At 66.3% G+C, this 21,815-nt stretch carries 22 protein-coding genes; 12 read left to right on the top strand and 10 right to left on the bottom strand.

What is annotated here, in order from left to right; all coding sequences use genetic code 11:
* The first annotated feature begins 252 nt into the window (after window positions 1-252).
* The 3 genes from WI26_RS02520 to WI26_RS02525 all read left to right on the top strand — a co-directional run bounded on the left by WI26_RS02520 (window position 253) and on the right by WI26_RS02525 (window position 2,585).
* Window positions 253-1,464, top strand: coding sequence for a ribonucleotide-diphosphate reductase subunit beta (locus tag WI26_RS02520; RefSeq protein ID WP_059465338.1), 1,212 nt, complete (start codon window positions 253-255; stop codon window positions 1,462-1,464).
* 82 nt (window positions 1,465-1,546) lie between these two features.
* A complete protein-coding gene (locus WI26_RS30735; RefSeq protein ID WP_081334211.1) occupies window positions 1,547-1,873 on the top strand; it encodes a hypothetical protein in 327 nt (108 codons plus the stop codon).
* A 28-nt stretch (window positions 1,874-1,901) separates the two neighbouring features.
* On the top strand, window positions 1,902-2,585 hold the full coding sequence (locus WI26_RS02525) for a histone H1-like DNA-binding protein (protein WP_059451920.1): 684 nt from the start codon (window positions 1,902-1,904) through the stop codon (window positions 2,583-2,585).
* A gap of 215 nt (window positions 2,586-2,800) precedes the next feature.
* Here WI26_RS02525 and WI26_RS02530 read toward each other — a convergent pair whose 3' ends face one another.
* The 10 genes from WI26_RS02530 to WI26_RS02575 all read right to left on the bottom strand — a co-directional run bounded on the left by WI26_RS02530 (window position 2,801) and on the right by WI26_RS02575 (window position 11,030).
* Entirely contained in the window at window positions 2,801-3,274 is a 474-nt protein-coding gene (locus WI26_RS02530) for a glycine zipper 2TM domain-containing protein (RefSeq protein ID WP_059465339.1), read from the bottom strand.
* A 19-nt stretch (window positions 3,275-3,293) separates the two neighbouring features.
* Window positions 3,294-4,232 carry a carbohydrate kinase family protein gene (locus WI26_RS02535; RefSeq protein WP_059465340.1) on the bottom strand — a complete coding sequence of 313 codons (939 nt, stop codon included), beginning with the start codon at window positions 4,230-4,232 and terminating at the stop codon, window positions 3,294-3,296.
* A gap of 94 nt (window positions 4,233-4,326) precedes the next feature.
* Complete coding sequence (gene tpx, locus WI26_RS02540; protein WP_059465341.1) at window positions 4,327-4,830, bottom strand: thiol peroxidase; 504 nt, start codon at window positions 4,828-4,830, stop codon at window positions 4,327-4,329.
* Between the two features lie 70 nt (window positions 4,831-4,900).
* A complete protein-coding gene (locus tag WI26_RS02545) occupies window positions 4,901-6,223 on the bottom strand; it encodes a DUF3426 domain-containing protein (RefSeq protein WP_069225110.1) in 1,323 nt (440 codons plus the stop codon).
* A 45-nt stretch (window positions 6,224-6,268) separates the two neighbouring features.
* On the bottom strand, window positions 6,269-7,171 hold the full coding sequence (prmA, locus tag WI26_RS02550) for a 50S ribosomal protein L11 methyltransferase (RefSeq protein ID WP_059510979.1): 903 nt from the start codon (window positions 7,169-7,171) through the stop codon (window positions 6,269-6,271).
* A 2-nt stretch (window positions 7,172-7,173) separates the two neighbouring features.
* The gene (gene accC, locus WI26_RS02555; protein WP_059465344.1) at window positions 7,174-8,541 is read right to left on the bottom strand and encodes an acetyl-CoA carboxylase biotin carboxylase subunit; all 1,368 of its coding nucleotides are present in this window, start codon (window positions 8,539-8,541) and stop codon (window positions 7,174-7,176) included.
* Window positions 8,542-8,626: 85 nt separating this feature from the next.
* The gene (accB, locus tag WI26_RS02560) at window positions 8,627-9,103 is read right to left on the bottom strand and encodes an acetyl-CoA carboxylase biotin carboxyl carrier protein (protein WP_059465345.1); all 477 of its coding nucleotides are present in this window, start codon (window positions 9,101-9,103) and stop codon (window positions 8,627-8,629) included.
* A gap of 64 nt (window positions 9,104-9,167) precedes the next feature.
* Window positions 9,168-9,620 carry a type II 3-dehydroquinate dehydratase gene (aroQ, locus tag WI26_RS02565; RefSeq protein WP_040143361.1) on the bottom strand — a complete coding sequence of 151 codons (453 nt, stop codon included), beginning with the start codon at window positions 9,618-9,620 and terminating at the stop codon, window positions 9,168-9,170.
* A 194-nt stretch (window positions 9,621-9,814) separates the two neighbouring features.
* Window positions 9,815-10,378 carry a TlpA family protein disulfide reductase gene (locus WI26_RS02570; protein WP_069225111.1) on the bottom strand — a complete coding sequence of 188 codons (564 nt, stop codon included), beginning with the start codon at window positions 10,376-10,378 and terminating at the stop codon, window positions 9,815-9,817.
* 7 nt (window positions 10,379-10,385) lie between these two features.
* Window positions 10,386-11,030, bottom strand: coding sequence for a UDP-N-acetylmuramate--alanine ligase (locus WI26_RS02575; protein WP_069226335.1), 645 nt, complete (start codon window positions 11,028-11,030; stop codon window positions 10,386-10,388).
* 233 nt (window positions 11,031-11,263) lie between these two features.
* Here WI26_RS02575 and mpl point away from each other — a divergent pair, with 233 nt between their 5' ends.
* The 9 genes from mpl to WI26_RS02620 all read left to right on the top strand — a co-directional run bounded on the left by mpl (window position 11,264) and on the right by WI26_RS02620 (window position 21,798).
* A complete protein-coding gene (gene mpl, locus WI26_RS02580; RefSeq protein ID WP_059538670.1) occupies window positions 11,264-12,649 on the top strand; it encodes a UDP-N-acetylmuramate:L-alanyl-gamma-D-glutamyl-meso-diaminopimelate ligase in 1,386 nt (461 codons plus the stop codon).
* The gene (locus WI26_RS02585; RefSeq protein WP_069225112.1) at window positions 12,646-13,215 is read left to right on the top strand and encodes a YqiA/YcfP family alpha/beta fold hydrolase; all 570 of its coding nucleotides are present in this window, start codon (window positions 12,646-12,648) and stop codon (window positions 13,213-13,215) included. The genes mpl and WI26_RS02585 overlap by 4 nt, the downstream gene beginning before the upstream one ends.
* A gap of 81 nt (window positions 13,216-13,296) precedes the next feature.
* Complete coding sequence (locus WI26_RS02590; protein WP_069225113.1) at window positions 13,297-15,384, top strand: RNB domain-containing ribonuclease; 2,088 nt, start codon at window positions 13,297-13,299, stop codon at window positions 15,382-15,384.
* Window positions 15,381-16,247 carry a shikimate dehydrogenase gene (gene aroE, locus WI26_RS02595; protein ID WP_059538664.1) on the top strand — a complete coding sequence of 289 codons (867 nt, stop codon included), beginning with the start codon at window positions 15,381-15,383 and terminating at the stop codon, window positions 16,245-16,247. Before WI26_RS02590 ends, aroE begins: the two co-directional genes overlap by 4 nt.
* 16 nt (window positions 16,248-16,263) lie before the next feature.
* On the top strand, window positions 16,264-17,001 hold the full coding sequence (gene mtgA, locus WI26_RS02600) for a monofunctional biosynthetic peptidoglycan transglycosylase (protein WP_069225114.1): 738 nt from the start codon (window positions 16,264-16,266) through the stop codon (window positions 16,999-17,001).
* Window positions 17,002-17,428: 427 nt separating this feature from the next.
* Window positions 17,429-19,039 carry a S10 family peptidase gene (locus WI26_RS02605; protein ID WP_069225115.1) on the top strand — a complete coding sequence of 537 codons (1,611 nt, stop codon included), beginning with the start codon at window positions 17,429-17,431 and terminating at the stop codon, window positions 19,037-19,039.
* A gap of 84 nt (window positions 19,040-19,123) precedes the next feature.
* The gene (locus WI26_RS02610) at window positions 19,124-19,528 is read left to right on the top strand and encodes an EF-hand domain-containing protein (protein WP_059538660.1); all 405 of its coding nucleotides are present in this window, start codon (window positions 19,124-19,126) and stop codon (window positions 19,526-19,528) included.
* Between the two features lie 348 nt (window positions 19,529-19,876).
* Window positions 19,877-20,776 carry an IclR family transcriptional regulator gene (locus tag WI26_RS02615; protein ID WP_059465354.1) on the top strand — a complete coding sequence of 300 codons (900 nt, stop codon included), beginning with the start codon at window positions 19,877-19,879 and terminating at the stop codon, window positions 20,774-20,776.
* Window positions 20,773-21,798, top strand: coding sequence for a 2-dehydro-3-deoxygalactonokinase (locus WI26_RS02620; protein ID WP_069225116.1), 1,026 nt, complete (start codon window positions 20,773-20,775; stop codon window positions 21,796-21,798). Before WI26_RS02615 ends, WI26_RS02620 begins: the two co-directional genes overlap by 4 nt.
* The last annotated feature ends 17 nt before the right edge of the window (window positions 21,799-21,815 follow it).

A 21,815-nucleotide genomic window follows, 5' to 3' on the forward strand; every position in this document is an offset into this window, starting at 1 on the left:
CTTGCGTTGCAGGCAGTGACAAGCGATCGAAACATCCCCGACGACGTCGCGTTTCGATCAGCGTTCGATGCGTCGAGCGCACCTCGCGATACATGCGTGACACGCGTCGCGCTCTGCATGAACGACGATGCGTTGCTCAAAGTGTTGTATCGAGGTCGCAACGCGAATCGAAAAAAGGATTTTTCGTGAGCGAACCCTTTTATCGCTCAGGAAAAGATGGTACAAACCGTTCTAAATTGATGGTGAGAATTTATGCTCAACTGGGATGACGAGAAGACTGCCGTAACCCCCGCGAGCGGAGCGCAGCAAAACACGATGCGCACCTCCGCAGGGATGGCTGTCGGACTGCAGGCTGCAACGCCTGCCGCCCATCAGGTCCGCGACATTTTCGAAGGCGATCTTGCGGTGCCGCCGCAAGCATCGGCTGTTCCCGCTGGCGCTTCCGAAGCGCGGGTCAATGTCGCCGACAAGCGCATCATCAACGGCCAGACTGACGTCAATCAGCTGGTGCCGTTCAAGTACAAGTGGGCGTGGGAAAAGTATCTGGCGGGTTGCGCGAACCACTGGATGCCGCAGGAAATCAACATGTCCCGCGACATCGCACTGTGGAAGGACCCGAACGGTCTCACCGAGGACGAGCGCCGCATCGTGAAGCGCAACCTCGGCTTCTTCGTGACCGCCGACTCGCTCGCCGCGAACAACATCGTGCTCGGCACGTATCGCCACATCACGGCGCCCGAATGCCGGCAGTTCCTGCTGCGCCAGGCGTTCGAGGAAGCGATCCACACGCACGCGTATCAATACATTGTCGAATCGCTCGGTCTCGACGAAGGCGAGATCTTCAACGCGTACCACGAGGTACCGTCGATCCGTGCGAAGGACGAATTCCTGATCCCGTTCATTCATACGCTGACGGACCCGGCCTTCAAGACGGGCACGCTCGAAGCGGATCAGAAGCTGCTGAAGTCGCTGATCGTGTTCGCCTGCATCATGGAAGGCCTGTTCTTCTATGTCGGCTTCACGCAGATCCTCGCACTCGGCCGCCAGAACAAGATGACGGGTGCTGCAGAGCAATATCAGTACATCCTGCGTGACGAGTCGATGCACTGCAATTTCGGCATCGACCTGATCAACCAGATCAAGCTCGAGAACCCGCATCTCTGGACCGCGGAATTCCGCGCCGAGATCCGCGAGCTGTTCAAGCAGGCTGTCGAACTCGAATACCGCTACGCCGAGGACACGATGCCGCGCGGCGTGCTGGGGCTGAACGCGTCGATGTTCAAGAGCTATCTGCGCTTCATCAGCAACCGCCGTTGCCAGCAGATCGGCCTCGATCCGCTGTTCCCGAACGAGGAAAACCCGTTCCCGTGGATGAGCGAGATGATCGACCTGAAGAAGGAACGCAACTTCTTCGAGACGCGTGTGATCGAGTATCAGACGGGCGGTGCGCTGTCCTGGGAATAACCCGCAGCAGCGAACCCGTCACATGATGGAGCAGCCGGCGGCCTCTCGGCCCCGGCCCAAGGTTTAGGAGCAAGAACGCCTGATGCAAAGCATGCCCGGTGCCTTAACGGCCCAACGACATGATCGGCACTTTGCGAACCCTTCAGTGGGATGGGCAAACTTCCCTCCGGAAAAAGCGGGCAGCCGTGTGGCCGTCCGCTTGATCAAGCGATTAGGGGTGGCGGCGCGAGGTGCGCCGGCTACCGACTTGATTTGGCGCGCGAGGCCATGGGGTCACGCGCGCCATACCGTATTCATTAGCGTAAGCGCGTGGTATCCGCGTACGCCGATGAATAGCCCGCTTCGAAGCGCACGTCCTGAACAGCGTCCGCGGGAAGCGGGTTTTGACGAAGGGTGTAGTTTGAACTGACTCTCATCTGAACCTGAAGGAGAACAACATGGCTACTGCCAAGAAAAAACCGGCTGCTAAGAAGGTCGCTGCCAAGAAGACCGTTGCGAAGAAGGCTGCTGCTCCGGCGAAGAAGGCCGCTGCAGTGAAGAAGGTTGCTGCGAAGAAGGTCGCGGTGAAGAAGGTTGCCGCGAAGAAGGCAGCACCGGCGAAGAAGGCCGCTGCGAAGAAGGTCGCGGCAAAGAAGGTCGCAACGAAGAAGGTTGCAGCCAAGAAGGTCGCTGCTAAGAAAGTCGCGGTGAAGAAGGTTGCCGCGAAGAAGGCAGCACCGGCGAAGAAGGCCGCTGCGAAGAAGGTTGCAGCCAAGAAGGTCGCAGTGAAGAAGGTTGCTGCGAAGAAGGCAGCACCGGCGAAGAAGGCTGCTGCGAAGAAGGCCGCGCCGGCGAAGAAGGCTGCTGCCAAGAAGGCTGCGCCTGCGAAGAAGGCTGCTGCGAAGAAGGCGGCTCCTGCCAAGAAGGCTGCGCCTGCGAAGAAGGCTGCTGCTGCACCGAAGGCTGCCGCACCGAAGGCCGCCGCACCGGCGAAGAAGGCTGCTGCTCCGAAGAAGGCCGTCGTGAAGAAGGCTGCACCGGCAACCACCGCGTCGACCGCATCGGTTGCGCCGGCATCGGGCGTGAAGACCGCGCTCAACCCGGCAGCGGCATGGCCGTTCCCGACCGGCAGCCGTCCGTAATCGCGGCTGACCCGTACCACCCGGACACTCACGCGGTGTCCGTGGGTTGAGTAGCGCTACTCAATCGGTCCCGCCATCTGGTTCAGGTGGCGGGATTTTTTTCGTCCGCATTCATGGATGAGTCGACCGGTTGCCGGACACGGACGAAAAAAAACGCATGTGCAGCTTCGCACATGCGTTCGACCGCGGCTTGCGCCGCGTGCTGAGGATGCTCGTTAGTGCGTGACGCGCGTGACGCCGCCGCTCGAGAGCAGTCGCACACGTTCGCCGGCGCGGAACATTTCGCCGCTCGCCGCTTGTGTGATCGAGCGCAGGTCGCCGTTGTCGAGGCGCACGGTGATTTCGACACCGTTCGCCGTGCTGAGGTTTTCGCCGACCGCGTTGCCCGCGACCGCGCCGACGAGACCGCCCGCGATGGCCGTCAGGATCGATCCCTTGCCGCCGCCGATCGCGCTGCCCGCGACCGCGCCGAGGGCACCGCCACCGAGCGTGCCGATCGCGCTGCCGCCGCCGTCGGACTGGATGCGCACGGCACGGACGCTTTCGACCGTGCCCATGCGGACGGTTTGTTCGCGCTGCGCCTGGCCGACGCTATAGACATCTGCCGAGCCCGGCGCCGTGAAGCAGCCCGCGAGCGTCAGCGTGGCCGTCAGCATCGCGGCGAGCGTGAGGGTTTTCTTGGTCAACATTTTTGCTCTCCCACAATATTCATTTGAGACTGTACCCGAAGGCAGCCTCGAAACGCGCGTCGATTTCGGCGCGCGTCAGTGCATAAGTTTGAGGCCCCTGGTGGGCGATCTTGATCGAGCCCATCAGGCTCGCGAGGCGGCCCGTGGTTGCCCAGTCGAGGCCGTTCTCGATGCCGTACAGCAGGCCGCCCCGGAAGGCGTCGCCGCAGCCGGTCGGATCGACGACACGCTCGGCTTGGACGGCCGGAATCTGTTCTTCGCCGTTTTTGTGAAGAATGGTGGCGCCGTGCTCGCCGCGCGTGATGATCAACGCTTGAACCCGGCTGGCGATTTCCTGTTCGGACCAGCCCGTCCTGTCGCTGACGAGCTTGCCCTCGTAGTCGTTGACCGCGACGAAGGTCGCGAGTTCAATGATGCGGCGCAGCGTCGCACCATCGAACAGCGGCAGGCCCTGGCCCGGATCGAAGATGAACGGAATGCCGGCTTTCGCGAATTGCTCGGCGTGCTGGACCATCCCGTCGAAGCCGTCCGGCGCGACGATGCCAAGCTTCACGCCCGACACTTCGTCGGCGCGGTTCAGGTGCGACTGCATCATCGCGCCCGGGTGGAATGCGGTGATCTGGTTGTTCTCGAGATCGGTCGTGATCATCGCCTGTGCGGTGTGCGTTTCGGGCACCACGCGCACGCTGGCCCTGGACAGGCCGAGGCTGTCGAGACGCTCGAGATAGCGATCGGCGTCGTTCGCGCCGACCGTCGCCATGATGCGCGCGTCGCCGCCGAGCATGTGCAGCGCGTAAGCGATGTTCCCCGCGCAACCGCCGAATTCGCGACGCATCGTCGGCACGAGGAAGCTCACGTTCAGAAGGTGAACCTGGTCGGGCAGGATGTGCTCGCGAAACCGGCCTTCGAAGGTCATGATGTTGTCGTAGGCGAGCGAGCCGCAAATCAGCGTAGTCAAGGCGTGCGTTCCTGTAGAGAGCAAAAAGAAGCGGCCGCCCGGCCGGTGCGCCGAGGCCGACGGGCCTCGCGCCGCAACGTCGGGCGGCAGCGGGTTACTTCAGTGCGGCGAGCGCTGCGTCGTAGTTCGGCTCGTCCTTGATCTCGCTGACGAGTTCCGCGTGAATCACCTTGTCCTGTGCGTCGAGCACCACGACCGCGCGGGCCGTCAGGCCGTTCAGCGGGCCGCTCGTCACGTCGACGCCGTACGCGTTCGCGAATGCGCGGGCGCCGCGGAACGTCGAAGCCGTCACGACATTCGCGAGGCCTTCCGTCGTGCAGAAGCGCGTGGCGGCGAACGGCAGGTCGCCGGATACGACGATCACGACCGTGTTGTCGAGCGACGACGCGGCTTCGTTGAACTTGCGGGTCGACGTCGCGCAGGTCGGCGTGTCGAGGCTCGGGACGATGTTCAGCACCTTGCGCTTGCCGGCGAAGCTGGCGAGCGACAGATCGGCGAGGTCCTTGCCGACCAGCTTGAAGTCGGGGGCTTGCGAGCCGACGGCCGGGAACGTGCCGGCGAGATCGATCGGGTTGCCACCCAGCGTAACTTTGCTCATGTTCGTGCTCCGAAATAGCGCGCCGCAGCGGCGCGCGGGTTGAGACGGCGCGCATGCGCGCCGCGGGGCGTCACGGATAAAAGATCTGGACGCGGAAATTCGAGGCGGGCGCGCCGTTCGTGTCGAGACGGACGACCATCGTCCGCGTCGTGCCGGGCGGCAGCCCGGCATCGATCGGCGTGCCCGGGCGGACGTAGTCGCGCGGCGCCAGCACGCGGCGCACGGTCACGTGATTCGTGTCGTCGAGCAGCGTCAGCTCGAGCGACGGGTAAGCGAGTGCGACGCGGTAGCGGTTCGTCAGCGGCACCTTCAGTTCCAGCACGCGCGGGCCGTCGAGCTGGCGCAGGTCGGCCGCGTCGAGCCGCAGGCCGTCGATCGCGCGCGGCGGCGCGACCGTGCAGCCGAGCGGCGCGCACGCTTGCCGGAACCAGCCTTGCGTAACCGGCCAGTAGATCATCGCGGTTTCGCGCTGCCACCACGCGAGTTGCGCGACGAGCAGCACTGCGAGCACGGCGGCGACGAGTCCGCCGAAAAAGCCGCCAAGCAGCCCGCGTCGCTGCGGCGCGCGCGTCTCGCGGGTCACGGCGAAGTGGGGGCGATCGTCATCGGCCAGTGCGGCGGGGAAGGGGACGGCCGGTTGGACGGCCGGTTGGTCGGCCGCTTCGCTGACGGCCGCCGCCGGTGCGGGGGCACCCTCGTCGGCATTGCAATCGTGTTCAGGGACGACTTGTGCTGGCGTGAATGCAAAGCGCGGTTCGCGCGGTGCGCGTTCGTCGTCGGGTACGGAGAAGTGCGCGTTGCCGACGGGTTCGTTCGCATCGGCCGCCGATGGTGTGTGCGCGACGAAGCGCGGTTCGCGCAGGTCGGGCTCGGCCGGTGGCGTGGCTCGCGATGTGCCGGATGAGTCGGTTTCGTGCCGCCCCAAATCCGGTTCCGCCGACGCGACGGTGTGCAGTTCGGCCGGAGCCGAGGCGATCGGGGCAGGCGTGCCGGACAGGTGGACGACACCGGCGTCGATGGCCGGCAGCGCGACGGGCACCAGCGGCTCGGTGCGCACGGTCTGCACGGTGTGCTGCAGGGACGGGTCGACGCCGGCATCGAGCCACGGCGCCCACATGTCCCAGCCTTCAGGCTGATAGTCGGAACGGGACGCCGGCTCGACCGGCGCGTCGGTAGCGAAGAGCCGCGCGGGCGCGGCTTCGTGTTGCGGTTCGGTGGCGGCCGGCCCGGCCGGAGCCGCTTCGGTCAGCGCCGGCTCGGGAACGAGCGACTGCGACGCGTTGAAGACCTGCTGGCAGTGTCCGCAGCGCACGAGCCCGTCATGCAGCGAGAGCTGCTCCTGCTGCAGCCGGAAGACGGTTTCGCAATGAGGGCAGCGCGTCGCAAGAAGCATGTCGAGCCGGGCGGCCTGCTGGCCAGAGTGAAGGACAGCGCTATTCTAATGGCTTTCCCGCCGCGTTCCGGCGAGGCATACCCAACCTTCGTGTTCGCGCCAGACCGAGATGTCGACGTAGCGCGCATAGACGGCCGCGACTTCGTCCGCCTGGCGCGCGAGCACGCCCGACAGCGCGATGTGCCCGCCCGGTTTCACCTTCGATGCGAGCATCGACGCCATCAGCTTCAGCGGATTCGACAGGATGTTGGCGACGACGATGTCGAATTCGCCGGGCGGGCACGCGTCGGGCAGCCCGTACGTGACTTCCGCGTGGTTGCGTTCGCTGTTCTGCCGCGCCGATTCGACCGCTTGCGGATCGATGTCGATGCCGACCACGGGGTTCGCCCCGCATTTCTTCGCGAGGATCGCGAGAATGCCCGAGCCGCAACCGTAGTCGAGCACGGACTGGCCGGGCTTCACCGACTGCTCGAGCCATTCCATGCACAGGCGCGTGGTCGGATGGCTTCCCGTGCCGAATGCGAGACCGGGGTCGAGTTCGAGGATCAGCGCATCGGGGTCGGGTGCGTCGTGCCACGACGGCACGACCCAGATCCGCTCGCCGATCGGAATCGGCTCGAACTGCGACTGCGTGAGCCGCACCCAATCCTGTTCCTCGACTTCGCGCACGTCGAACTTCGGCGTCTCGGCGACGCCGATCTCGTTCGCGGCCGCCGCGAGCAGCACGGCCGGCTCGTGATCGGGCGACAACAGCGCGATCACGCGCGAGTGCTGCCACGCGGTGCGTTCGGGGACGAGCCCGGGCTCGCCGAAGAGCGGCTGTTCGTCGGGCGTGTCGGCGTCGGCGTCCTCGACGGACACCGACAGCGCGCCGAGGTCGAGCAGCGCGTCGGACAGCGCCTCCGCATGCTCACGGGCCAGTTCGACGACGAGTTCGCGATAGCTCATGCTTACGCTTCTTCCGGTGCGACCTGCTGCTTCTGGGCGAGCCGGTGTTCGAGGTAATGGATGCTGGTGCCGCCTTCGACGAACTTCGAGTCGATCATCAGCTCGCGGTGCAGCGGGATGTTGGTCTGAATGCCTTCGACGACCATTTCCGACAGCGCGATGCGCATCCGGCGGATCGCCTGGTCGCGCGTCGCGCCGTAGGTGATCAGCTTGCCGATCATCGAATCATAGTTCGGCGGCACGAAATAACCATTGTATGCGTGCGAGTCAACGCGCACGCCGGGGCCGCCCGGCGTATGCCACGACGTGATCCGGCCCGGCGACGGCGTGAACTTGAACGGATCTTCCGCGTTGATCCGGCATTCGATCGCATGTCCGCGGAACTGGATGTCGCGCTGGCGCAGCGCGAGCTTCTCGCCGGCCGCGATGCGGATCTGTTCCTGCACGATGTCGACGCCCGTGATCATCTCCGACACCGGGTGCTCGACCTGCACGCGCGTGTTCATTTCGATGAAGTAGAACTCGTTGTTCTCGTACAGGAATTCGAACGTGCCCGCGCCGAGGTAGCCCATCTTCTTGCACGCGTCCGCGCAGCGGTCGCCGATGCGCTCGATCAGGCGGCGCGGAATGCCGGGCGCCGGCGCTTCCTCGATCACCTTCTGGTGGCGGCGCTGCATCGAGCAGTCGCGTTCGCCGAGCCAGATCGCGTTCTTGTGCGCATCCGACAGCACCTGGATTTCGATGTGGCGCGGGTTCTCGAGGAACTTCTCCATGTACACCTGCGGGTTGCCGAACGCACGGCCGGCTTCCTCGCGGGTCATGTTGACCGCGTTGACGAGCGCGGCCTCGGTGTGCACGACGCGCATCCCGCGCCCGCCGCCGCCGCCCGCTGCCTTGATGATCACCGGATAGCCGATCGCGCGGGCAATCTTCACGATCTCCTTCGGATCGTCCGGCAACGCGCCTTCCGAACCCGGCACGCACGGCACGCCGGTCTTGATCATGGTCTGCTTCGCGGTGACCTTGTCGCCCATCAGGCGGATCGTCTCCGGACGCGGGCCGATGAACGTGAAGCCCGACTGCTCGACGCGTTCCGCGAAGTCGGCGTTCTCCGACAGGAAGCCGTAGCCGGGGTGGATCGCCTCGGCATCGGTGACTTCCGCGGCGCTGATCAGCGCCGGCATGTTCAGGTAGCTCAGGTTCGACGGGGCCGGGCCGATACAGACGGCTTCGTCCGCGAGGCGCACGTACTTGGCTTCCTTGTCGGCTTCCGAGTAGACGACCACCGTCTTGACGCCGAGCTCGCGGCACGCGCGCTGGATGCGCAGCGCGATTTCACCGCGGTTGGCAATGAGGATTTTTTCAAACATAGCGAGTATTCGTCTCTTCGAGGGGCGCGCGAACGGCGCCTGGCGAGCATCGGCGGAGCGCGGCCGGACGGGCCGCGCGGCGGGCTTAGCCGATCACGAAAAGCGGCTGGCCGTATTCGACGGCCTGGCCGTTCTCGACGAGGATTTCCTTGATCACGCCGGCCTTGTCCGACTCGATCTCGTTGAGCAGCTTCATCGCTTCGATGATGCAGATGGTCTGGCCTTCCTTGACCGTGTCACCGACCTGGGTGAACGGGTCCGCGCCCGGCGACGGCGCGCGATAGAACGTGCCGACCATCGGCGAGGTCACGACGTGGCCTTGCGGTGCGGCGGGCGCGGCAGCGGCGCCTGCGGCCGGCGCGGCAGCCGCGCCTTCGGTCGGCAGCGCGACCGCCGGGGCCGGCGCGCTGACCTGCGGGGCAAATCCGCCCGTCGGCTGGACATAGACCGGCGGCGCGTTCTTGACGATACGCACCTTGCCTTCGCCTTCCGTCACTTCCAGCTCGGAGATGCCGGATTCGGAAACGAGGTCGATCAGAGTTTTCAGCTTACGAAGATCCATCGGGAATTCCCCTTTCAATACGTGAAAGCGCCGGTGGTACCGGCGCTGAATCTAGATCGCGAAATCAGCCGCGCGACGCGCCTTGCAGCTTGTCCAGCGCGTACTCGAGCGCGTACAGATAACCTTTCCAGCCAAGCCCGCAGATCACGCCTTCGGCCTGGTCGGAAAAGTAGGAGTGGTGCCTGAACGCTTCGCGGCGGTGCACGTTCGACAGATGAACCTCGACGAACGGGATGCCAACGCCGGCGATCGCGTCCCGGATCGCGACGCTCGTGTGCGTATACGCGGCGGGATTGATCAGGATGAAATCGGTCTGTTCCTCCCGCGCGGCCTGGATGCGGTCGACGAGCGCGCCTTCATGGTTGCTCTGGAACGACGACAGTTCGGCGCCGGCCTCCTGCGCCCGCGCGGCAAGCGCCTGATCGATCTGCGCGAGCGTGACGCGGCCGTACACCTCCGGTTCCCGGGTGCCGAGAAGGTTCAGGTTGGGGCCGTGCAGCACCAGCAATCGTGTCATGGTCGCTTCTATTTCTGCGGAATTGCGCGAACTTTAGCGCTATTTAGAGAAATTTGTCTAGTTTTGCCGAACGGCCGGGCGCGCGCGACCTGCAAGAATTACCGGTGCGGTCGCAAAGTGTCAGCGAAATCACGTGAAATTGCGGCGATCGACGCACAAATCGCCGCCAACGCGCAGGCTGCCGTTCAGGGCGATCACAACGCGTCGAGGGTCTTTTTCAGCTCGGCCGGTTGGATTTGTCCCAATTTTGTCTCGCGAATCTTGCCGGTTTCGTCGATGACGACTGTAAACGGAAGCGCGCCAGCGGCATTTCCAAAATTACGGGCCAGATCGGCGCCCGCATAACCGCTGACGAATACCGGGTAGTCGACCTTCACCTTCTGCAGGAAGTTCTTCACGTTCTGGTCGGAATCGACGCCGATTCCGATGAAACGGATTCCCTTCTGCTTGTATTGATGCGACAGCGCGACGAGCTCCGGCATCTCTTCGACGCACGGGCCGCACCATGACGCCCAGAAATTGACCACGACCTTCTGGCCCTTGAAGGAAACGAGCGACGCCGGCTTGCCATCGACGCCGGTCAGCGACGCGGCCCACAGCTGGTCGACCGGGCTTCCTTTCGCGGTGGATGCGGCGGGTGCGGCGACGGCGACACCGTCATCGGCGCTGCCGCCGCGGAACCAATGGCCGGCGGCGAGGCCGCCGGCGACGGCGGCGGCAGCAACCACCGCGAGCGCCAACATGCGTTTCATCATCATTGTTGAATCATTCCGGTTCGGAAGGGGCGTTGCCGGCCTCGAGGAGCGTGCGCAACGCGGCGGCGTCTGCGCGGGCGACCCGGCCGCGAGCGTCGGCCTTGACGGCGCCGCGCAGGTCGTCGCTCGCGTAGAGCGCGACGTGAATGCCGATCGCATCCACGTCGCGCCGCGGGCGCCACAGGAAGCTGAGCGTCTCGACGTCGGCGCGGCCGGCGAAATGCCGCGTTTCGGACACGTCGTACTGGACGTTCTGGTTCAGCAGGTAGATCGCGACGTCCTTCGGGTTATCGGTGAATATCTGAAAATGGATGTCCGAATGCACGTTCGCGGTGCCGTTGAGCACCGCGCCCGTCACGTACGGATTGAACTCGGCGAGCCGGCGCATCCAGTCGAGCGCGACCTCGCGCAGCCGGCGCAGTTCGTCCGGCTGCGTGTCGCTCTGGAACAGAGCGAGGTATTCGCGCAGTTCTTCCTCGATCAGGTCGTTATCGGGCAGCCATTCGCCGGCAACGCGCGTATCGCCGAACAGCTGGCGCGCGGCCTTGCGTTTCGCGCCGGCGTAATCGAGGCCGTCTTCCGCGATCAGGCGGGCGGCGGACTGGGCAATTTCCTCGCGGGCGCGCCGCGGGTCGACAAGAGGTTTGCGAGACATGATCCGGCAATCATACTCGATCGCCGCCACGGCCGAACGCGGTGCGCCCGCTTGCCGCCCGCCGCGCCGCGCGGTGTTCGGATCCATCGTTCGGGCCGCCGGGCACGGCGGGCCGTCAGTTACAATGACGGTCTTTGTGTCGCGGCGAAAGTCGTTGGCCGGGCGGCCCGTCCGGCGTGCCGCAGACCATCTTTCCGAATCGACGGCGCCCGGCGGCGCGAAAGCATTCATCTATGCACATCCACATTCTTGGCATCTGCGGCACCTTCATGGGCGGTCTCGCTGTGCTCGCGCGCGAGGCGGGCCACACGGTGACGGGTTGCGACGCGGGCGTCTATCCGCCGATGAGCACGCAGCTCGAGGCGCAGGGCATCACGCTGATCGAGGGCTACGGCGCCGAACAGATCGATCTCAAGCCCGACCTGTTCGTGATCGGCAACGTCGTCACGCGCGGCAACCCGCTGATGGAGGCGATCCTCGATCGCGGCCTGCCGTATGTATCGGGCCCGCAATGGCTCGGCGAGCACGTGCTGGCCGGCAAGTGGGTGCTGGCGGTCGCGGGCACGCACGGCAAGACGACCACCTCGTCGATGCTCGCGTGGCTGCTGGAAGATGCCGGTCTGAACCCGGGCTTCCTGATCGGCGGCGTGCCGCTGAACTTCGGTGTGTCGGCGCGGCTGACGGATTCGAGTTTCTTCGTGATCGAGGCCGACGAATACGACACCGCGTTCTTCGACAAACGCTCGAAGTTCGTCCACTACCGCCCGCGTACCGCGGTGCTCAACAATCTCGAATTCGATCACGCCGACATCTTCCCGGATCTCGCCGCGATCGAGACGCAATTCCATCATCTCGTGCGCACCGTGCCGGGCGTCGGCCGGATCGTGACCAACGGCCGCTCGGACGCACTGGAGCGCGTGCTCGCGCGCGGTTGCTGGAGCGAGGTCGAGCGTTTCGGCGTCGACGGCGGCTGGCAGGCGTTGCCGGCCGAGGACGGCGTGCCGGTCGACGAACGTTTCGCGGTGTACTCGCAGGCCGAGCGCGTCGGTGAAGTCGCGTGGCAGGTGCAGGGCGACCACAACCGGATGAACGCGCTCGCGGCGATCGCCGCTGCGCGTCACGTCGGCGTGCCGCCCGCGCAGGCGGCCGCGTCGCTCGCATCGTTCCGCAACGTGAAGCGGCGCATGGAAGTGCGCGGCAGCGTGGACGGCGTGACCGTCTACGACGACTTCGCGCACCATCCGACCGCGATCGAAACGACGATAGCCGGCCTTCGTGCGCGCATCGGCCGCCAAAATTCCCGCATTCTCGCCGTGCTCGAGCCGCGTTCGAACACGATGAAGCTTGGTGTGATGAAGGCGCAACTACCGGCCAGCCTCGCCGACGCCGATCTGGTGTTCGGCTACGGCGCCCCGACCGGGCGTGACGCGCTCGGCTGGAACCTCGGCGACGCGCTTGCGCCGCTCGGCGACAAGGCTCGCGCGTTCGACGATCTCCATCTGCTGGTGAAGTCGGTCGTCGAGGCCGCGCGCCCGGGCGACCACGTGCTCGTGATGAGCAACGGCGGGTTCGGCGGCGTGCACCAGAAGCTGCTCGACGCGCTCGGGAGCCGTGCGTGATCCTGTACCTGCACGGATTCCGGTCGTCGCCGGAGTCGCAGAAGTCGCGGCTCCTCGCCGCGCGCATGGCCGAGCTGGGCCGCACGCACGAGTGGCGTTGCCCGTCGCTGTCGGTGTCGCCGCTCGAGGCGATCGCGCTCGCGGAGGCCGAGGTGGCCGGCGCGCCCGACGTGACGGTGATCGGCAGCTCGCTCGGCGGCTACTACGCAACCTGGCTCGCCGAGAAGCACGGCTGGAAGGCGGTGCTGCTGAATCCGGCGATCGTCCCGCAGCGCGATCTCGAGCAGTATCTGGGCGAACAGCCGCTATGGCACGGTGGTGGCTCGATCGTCGTCGAACGCCGTCACCTGCACGAGCTCGATGCGCTGCGCGTGGCGGCGATTTCGCGGCCCGAACGCTACTATCTATTCGCGGCGACGGGCGACGAAGTGCTGGACTACCGCGAGATGCTCGCCCATTACCCGGGCGCGAAAACGCGCGTGATCGAAGGCAGCGATCACGGAATCAGCGAATTTGCCGACTATGTCGACGACGTTCTCGCCTTTTGCGGCGAACGTACGTCATGAATCCGGCGTCATGCCGATCGAATTCCCATCATCTTGCGGCGCCGCCGATGCGGCGCCCGGCAGTCTGAACGAGAGTACTGAGTGAACGTTTTCTTCGAGGAATCGGGCAGTTTCAAGGCGGGCAGCGTGCTGTCGCGCCAAGGCGACGCATTTCAGGTCGAGTTGCCCGGCGGGCGGCGTGCGAAGGTGCGTGCGAAAGACGTGCTGATCGAATTCGAGAAGCCGGCCGCGAGCGAGTTGATGCAGGAAGCCGATTCGGCCGCGCAACAGATCGACCTGGATTTCCTGTGGGAGTGCGCGCCGGCCGAGGAATTCGCGTATACGGCGCTGGCCGCGGAATACTTCGGCGCGACCTACGGCCCGGTCGAGCGCGCGGCGCTGGTGCTGCGGCTGCACGGCTCGCCCGTCTACTTCCGCCGCAAGGGGCGCGGTCAGTATCAGCGCGCGCCGGAAGAGCAGCTCAAGATGGCGCTCGCGTCGCTCGAGCGCAAGCGCCAGCAGGCGCTCGTCCAGGCGCAGTATGAAGAGGAACTGAAGGCCGGCAAGCTGCCGGAAGCGTTCGCGGGCAAGGTGCTCGGGCTGCTGACGCGGCCGGACAAGAATGCGATCGAATACAAGGCGATGGAAGCCGCGGCCGGGGCGCGCGGCGTATCGCCGGCGCGGCTGATGCTCGACTGCGGCGGTATCGCGTCGCCGCGTGCGCTGCACGAGGCGCGCTTCCTCGCGGAATTCTTCCCGCACGGCACGGGCTTTCCGCCCGTCACGGTCGGCCCGCTGCCGGACGACCTGCCGCGCGCGGACGTCGAGGCGTTCTCGATCGACGACATCACGACGACCGAAATCGACGACGCGTTCTCGGTCGAGCACCTGTCCGACGGTCGCGTGCGGATCGGCGTGCACATCGCGGCGCCGGCGCTCGGCATCGTGCGCGGAGACGCGGTCGACGCGATCGCGCGCGCACGCCTGTCGACCGTCTACATGCCGGGCGACAAGATCACGATGCTGCCGGACGACGTCGTCGACGTGTTCACGCTGAAGGAAGGCGATTACCGCCCGGCGCTGTCGCTGTACATCATCGTCAACCGCGAGACGCAGGAGATCGTGGCGAACGAGACGCGCGCCGAACTCGTGTACGTGAAGAACAATCTGCGCCACAACACGCTCGACGAGCTCGTCAATGAAGAGACGCTCGCGGCCGGCACCGGCGACTACCCGCACAAGGACGACATCGCCGTGCTGTGGCCGCTCGCGCAGGCGCTGTTCGAGAAGCGCCAGATCGCGCGCGCGGGCTACGGCCTGAAGCGCGAAGTGCAGCGCAACACCGACTACAACTTCTACGTGGAAGGCGAGCACGTGACGATCACGCCGCGTCGCCGCGGCTCGCCGCTCGACCTGATCGTGTCGGAGCTCGCGATTCTCGCGAACTCCACCTGGGGCGCGTTCCTGCACGATCACACGGTGCCGGGCATCTACCGCTCGCAGCGCGGCTTCGGCGCGCCCGGCCCGAAGCGCACGCGCATGCAGACGACGGCCGCGCCGCACGAGGGCCTCGGCGTCGCGCAGTATGCGTGGAGCACGTCGCCGCTGCGCCGCTACGTCGACCTCGTCAACCAGTGGCAGCTGCTCGCGTGCGTGCAGCACGGCGTCACCGCGAAGCTCGCCGCGCCGTTCAAGCCGAAGGACGCCGACCTGTACGCGGTCGTGCAGGGCTTCGACGATACGTACACGGCCTACGCTGACTACCAGCGCCGGATGGAGTATTTCTGGTGCCTGCGCTGGCTCGCGCAGGAGCAGAAGAAGCAGGTCGTCGCGAGCGTCGTGAAGGGCGATCTCGTGCGCCTCGAGGAAATTCCGCTGCTGCTGCACGTGCCGGGCCTCGGTGTGCATGCGCGCGGCACGCGCGTGCTGCTCGAGGTGATGTCGCTCGACGAGCTGACGATCGAGGCGTCGGTGCGGCTGCTGAACGTGCTCGACGCGCCGACGGTGACGAGCGGCGACGCGGCCGACGACGAAGACGAGACCGAAGGCGGCGACGACACGCTGGTCGATGCGCAAGACGCGTCGGCGGAAGCCGAGGCCGAGGCACTGGCCGAAGCGGACGGCGCGGCCGAGGGCGGCGAGGCCGCGAGCGGCAAAGACCAGGAAGGCGAAGAGGGGCGCGCATCATGAATGCAGCCGCGTCCACGAGCAACGCCGACCGCTACGTGGTGTTCGGCAATCCGGTGGCGCACAGCAAGTCGCCGTTCATCCACGCGCAGTTCGCCGCGCAGACGGGCGAGGCGATCGTCTACGAGCACCGGCTCGCGCCGGTCGACGGTTTCGAGGCCGCCGTGCGCGCCTTCATTGCCGAAGGCGGCCGCGGCGCGAACGTGACGGTGCCGTTCAAGCTCGACGCGCATGCGCTGGCCGACACGCTGTCGCCGCGCGCGGCGGCGGCCGGCGCGGTGAACACGCTGCGCATCGAAGCCGACGGCAGCATCTACGGCGACAATACGGACGGCGTCGGCCTCGTGCGCGACATCGAATCGAACCTTGGCGTGTCGCTCGCGGGCGCGCGCATCCTGCTGCTCGGTGCGGGCGGCGCGGCGCGTGGCGTCGTGCTGCCGATGCTCGAGCGCGCGCCGCTGTCGATCACGATCGTGAACCGCACGGCGAGCAAGGCCGAGGCGCTCGTCGGCCAGTTTTCGCAGGCGGCGCACGATGCGGGCTGCGTGCTGTCGGGCGGCGGCCCGGATACCGTGCGAGCGGAACCGTACGACGTGATCGTCAACGCGACGGCCGGCAGCCTCGACGCGGCGGTGCCGGAGTGCGACGCGGCCGCGTTCGGCGCGCACACGCTCGCATACGACATGATGTACGGCGCGCAGCCGACCGTGTTCATGCAGCACGCGGCGTCGCTCGGCGCGCGCACGGCCGACGGGCTCGGCATGCTGGTCGAGCAGGCGGCCGAATCGTTCTTCATCTGGCGCGGCGTGCGGCCGGACGGCGCACCGGTGCTGGCCGCGCTGCGCCAGGCGCTCGCGGCGGCCTGAGCCCGGAGCGCGGGAGGTGGTGGCGGTAAGCAGCACGCAGCGCACGCGGACGGTCAGCCCGACGCGCTGGATCGTCTATGCCGGCTCCGTGTTCGCGGGCGCGTGGCTCGCGACGCAGCTGTTCTATCTCGCGCAGATTGCGCTGTGGTCGTTCATCAATCCAGGTTCGACCGCGTTCATGCGGACCGACGCATGGTGGTTGTCGCGCGACAATCCGCCCGCGCGGATCCAGCACCAGTGGGTGCCGTACGACCAGATCTCGCGCAATCTGAAGCGCGCGCTGATCGCGTCGGAGGATTCGACCTTCGCGACCAACAACGGCTACGACGTCGACGCGATCCTGCAGGCGTGGGAGAAGAACAAGGCGCGCGGACGGATCGTCGCGGGCGGCTCGACGATCACGCAGCAACTCGCGCGCAATCTGTTCCTGTCGCGCGAGAAGAGCTACATCCGCAAGGGGCAGGAACTCATCATCACGTGGATGCTCGAGACGGTGCTCGACAAGGAGCGGATCTTCGAGATCTACCTGAATTCCGTCGAATGGGGCCGCGGCGTGTACGGAGCCGAGGCCGCCGCCCGCTATTACTACAGGATTCCCGCGAGCCGGCTCGGCGCGTGGCAGTCGGCGCGTCTCGCGGTGATGCTGCCGAAGCCGCGCTGGTTCGACGCGCATCGCGGCTCGGCCTATCAGGCGCAACGCGCGGCCGTGATTGCCCGCCGGATGGGCGCCGCCGAACTTCCGCAATCGCAATGAGCGGCGCGAGCGCGCCGTCACATTGTCCGTTCCGTCGCCGGCGCGCCATTGGTGCGCTGCAGCGCATTCGTGTCAGCTGCATTTCGGGACACATCCGTTAGACGAATTCGTCTATTTCGCTTTACCGAGCAATGCCCGCCCGTCGGGGATTTTGTTTGCCGATATGGCACGAAATCCCACGCGGTTTTAGCGTTTCCGGGTAAACGCGAAAGCAATTGAAAGGCGGCTGAAAAACAATGGTTCGCAAAACGAAGCATTTCTGAAAGGTGTGCGCCGCACCGAGCGTCGATCAAATATTTCCAAATTTTTCAAAGCCGACCCGCTCACGTATATTGGCCAGCGCCTCGGCTTATCGGCCGCAATCGAGGCGGGGGGCGGCTTACCCGGCTGCTCGACATAAGAAACATTCGAGAGAAGGAAAGCAACGATGCCAGCGAGCAAAGCGAAGCTGTTGTTGGGGGTTGTGTTCTCTTCGCTGATTCTGTCGGCCTGCAACGACGACGTGACTTCGTCCTCGGCAGCAGGTACCGACAACTCAGCCGATCCCGCCGCTCAAGTGGACAGGCCGTACAACGATCCCAACAGTTATTCGTCGAGCGCGACCGCGTCGCTCGACGCGTCCGCCGCGGTCGAAAAGGCCGCCGTCACCCATCACCAGATCACGCTGAACGGCAAGACGATTCGCTACACGGCCACCGCCGGCCACCTCGTCGCGCGCAATCCGCAGACGGGCGCGCCCGAAGCATCGTTCTTCTACGTCGCGTACACCGCCGACAATCAGCCCGCGGCCAAGCGGCCCGTCACGTTCCTGTACAACGGCGGCCCCGGCTCCGCATCGGTGTGGCTGCATCTCGGCTCGTTCGGTCCGAAACGGATCCAGACGGGCGACCCGAATGCGAACACGTCGACCTTCCCGTTCGTCGACAACGCGGAAAGCCTGCTCGATACGACCGACCTCGTGTTCGTCGATGCGATCGGCACCGGCTTCTCGGAGGCGATCGCGCCGAACACGAACCAGACGTTCTGGGGTGTCGACCAGGACGGCGGCGCGTTTCGCGACTTCGTGACGCGCTACATCGCCGTGAACCAGCGCGACGCTTCGCCGAAATACCTGTTCGGCGAGTCGTACGGCACGCCGCGCACCGACGTGCTCGCGAACCTGCTCGAGACGGCCGGCGTGAAGCTCGACGGCATCGTGCTGCAGTCGTCGATCCTGAACTACAACGCGAACTGCGACATGGCGAGCGACTATGTCGGCAACTCGAACAACGGGGCGAGCCCCGTGAGCTGCGCGGGCTTCGTGCCGTCGTACGGCACGGTCGGCGCGTACTACCAGCTCGACAACCCGAACCCGACGAGCCTGCCGCAATACGCGGACCAGATGCGCCAGTTGACGGCAGGCAGCTACGCGCCCGCCGTGAACGCTTATCTCGCGAGCCACACGCCGCCGACGACGACGCTCGTCACGACGATGGTGAACTCGACCGGCGTGAAGCAGGCGCTGTGGAACGCGGACTTCAACGTCGTCCCGACCTTCTTCGACAACAGCTTCCAGGTATCGCTGATTCCGGGCACGCTGATCGGCCGCTACGACGCGCGCGTGAACGTGCCGTCGTCGAGCCCGCTCGCGGCGGACGGCGACCCGTCGAGCACGTTCATCACGAAGCCGTTCACCGACACGATCGGCAGCTACCTGCCGAACGTGCTCAAGTACAGCGCGCAGTCGGCGTATTCGGTCAGCAGCAATGCGATCCAGACCTGGGACTGGACGCACGACGGGCTCGCGATGCCGGACACGATTCCCGATCTTGCGGCTGCGCTGACGCTGAATCCGTCGCTGAAGGTGCTGTCGCTGAACGGGTATCACGACATCGCGACGCCGTTCTACCAGACCGAGCTCGATCTCGCGCGACTCGGCTCGCAACCGAACCTGACGATCAAGGACTATCAGGGTGGACACATGGTCTATCTCGACGATACGTCGCGTCCGCAGGAGAAAGCCGACCTCGTGACCTTCTACAACGCGGCCGCGCACTGATGCGATGTGCGGGCCTGGCGACGCGCGCCCGTGGCGGCGCCGTTCGCCGGCCGTCGACGACCTCATTCCAGACTGGAGCCTGACATGAAGAAACGTTTCATCGTCGTTGCCGCGGCGCTCGCATGCGCCGGCGTTGCAGCATCCGCATCGGTATCCGCGTTCGCGCAGGCGAGCGACACCGCCGCCCCGGCGCGCGCGCGCCAGGCGCAGCTCGGCGATCCATACGTGCCGCCGGCCGCGCGCAAGCCGACCGCCGGCACGCAGACGACGGGCGCCGCGCTGCACGCGCAGGTGGTGCGCAAGCTCGCGCGGCAGTTCGGCGCGGCCGATACGCAGAACACCGGTTCGATCACCGAAGCACAGGCGCGCGCGGCCGGCCTCGGCTATGTCGCGAATCACTTCCGGCAGATCGATGCGAGCGGTAGCGGTCGCGTGTCGTTCTCCGACGTGCAGCGCTACATGCAGGCGCGCAGCACGAACCAGCAGTAAGCGCGGCACGCATGCCTAACGGGGGCGGAACCCGCGACGCGTCGGGTTCCGCCCCCGTGCGCATGGCGCGGCCGTTTCGCGACGACCGCCGAAGCCTTTTGCCAGTTTTCTCATTATCTGGACAACGCATTCAAATATTGGAGACGAGTGCGTGCGCTCCTACAATCCGAAGCACATCGACAGCTTCGGACCCACGCATCGCGCGGCGCCCGACGCATACGGAGACACATTCCATGAAGTTCGCCGGGCGCTTTCCTCGGTGCATCGACCGCCGCGTTGCCGCGACGCCCGACCTCGTTCCGGCGTCGCAACAGCGGCTTCACCGATTCCGTTGAAGAAGCCCGTTCCATGACCAAGATGCCCGATTCCCTTGCTCTCGACGCCCGGCGCGCGACGCCGGACGATGCGCCGCTTACCGACACCATCGGCGCGACCAGCACGCCGCTCGACCTCGCCGCGCAGCAGGCCGGCACGCAAACGCTGTTGCGCGGTCTCGCGATCCTCGAAGCGATCGCGAACGGCGCGCGCGACATGCGTGCGATCGGCGCCGCGCTCGGCACGACGCGCAGCACGACGCACCGTCTCGTCAGCAGCCTCGTGCAGGCGCGCTACCTGCGCCAGGTGCAAGGCGGCTACCTGCTTGGCCCGAAGCTGATCGAGCTCGGCACGATCGCGCTCGAACAGATGCCGCTCACGGCGGTCGCACGGCCGCACCTCGAGGCGCTCGCCGAAGCGACGCTCGACACGATCCACCTCGGCGTGCGCGACGGCGACGACGTGCTGTACATCGACAAGATTCCCGGCACGCGCGGTCTCGAGATGCGCTCGCGTGTCGGCCACCGGATGCCGCTCGCATCGACCGGCATCGGCAAGGCGATGATGCTCGACCTCGATCCGGACCTGTGGCGCTCGCTGTTCGAAGCTGCGCGGCGCGCGCTGGCCGGCGTCAACTTCAAGCCGGACAACCGGCCCGAGACGAGCGCGTTCCTGCAGCGCATGGCGCATTACGCGGCCGGCGGCTACACGTTCGACCTCGAGGAGAACGAGGCGTCGATCCGTTGCGTGGCCGCGCCGATCCGCGACGCGTCGGGCGCAATCGTCGCGGCCGTATCGGTCGCGAGCACGATTCCGTACATGCCGCACGACCGGATGGACGAACTGATTCCGCTCGTGCAGCGCGAAGCGCGAGCCATTTCCGCGGAACTGGGCTGGAGCCCGCCGCAGGGTACCCGCAGGATCAAACGATGACCAATTCGACCCGGATCGTTCCGGACGCCAACTCCGCCAACCCGTCGCTGATCGCGCTCGACTGGGGTACGACGTCGCTGCGCGCGTATCTGTTCGACGCGCACGGCGCGCTGCTCGACACGCGCAGCCGTGCCGCGGGCGTGATGCATGTGCCGGCCGGCGGCGCGCGCGCCTTCGACGTCGTGTTCGAGGAAGCGTGCGGCGACTGGCTCGACCGCGCGCCTGGCGTGCCGGTACTGGCGGCCGGGATGGTCGGCAGCGCGCAGGGCTGGCGCGAGGCGCCGTACGTCGAGGTGCCGGCCGGCGCCGACGCACTCGTCGCGGGGCTCGTCACGGTGACGACGGCGCGCGGCACGACGGTGTCGATCGTGCCGGGCGTGATCGCGACGGGCGAATTGCCCGACGTGATGCGCGGCGAGGAAACGCAGATATTCGGCGCACTCGCGAACGATCCCATGCTTGATGCAGATCGTTCAGGGGTACTGATCGGCTTGCCGGGCACGCATGCGAAGTGGGCATGGGTGAAGGACGGGCTCATCGAGCGCTTCCAGACCTTCATGACCGGCGAGTTGTTCGCTGCGCTGCGTGATCACACGATCCTCGGCCGCACGATGCGCACGAGCGCCACGCCCGACCGCGCGGCATTCGTGCGCGGCGTCGCGGTGGCCCGCGGCGCGCAGCGCGCGGGCCTGCTCGCGACGATCTTCAGCACGCGCACGCTCGGCCTGACCGACCGGCTCGCGCCCGATGCGCAGGGCGATTACCTGTCCGGGCTGCTGATCGGCCATGAGCTGAACGCGCTCGACGCGATGCTCGCGGAGCGCGGTGTCGCGCTCGCGAACCAGCCGCTGCTGCTGATCGGCGACGACGGATTGTGCGCACGCTATGTCGACGCGTTGAACGTATTCGGCTGCACGCATGCGCGCGTCGTCGCACAGGCGACCGAGCGCGGCTTGTGGTGGATCGCGTCGCGCGCCGGGCTCGTGCGTGCGGACGGCGAGCCCGTCTGCGCCGACCAATGAACAGATTGAAGAGGAAC

It is taken from the genome of Burkholderia diffusa (genome assembly GCF_001718315.1).
Classification (GTDB): Bacteria; Pseudomonadota; Gammaproteobacteria; order Burkholderiales; family Burkholderiaceae; genus Burkholderia; species Burkholderia diffusa_B.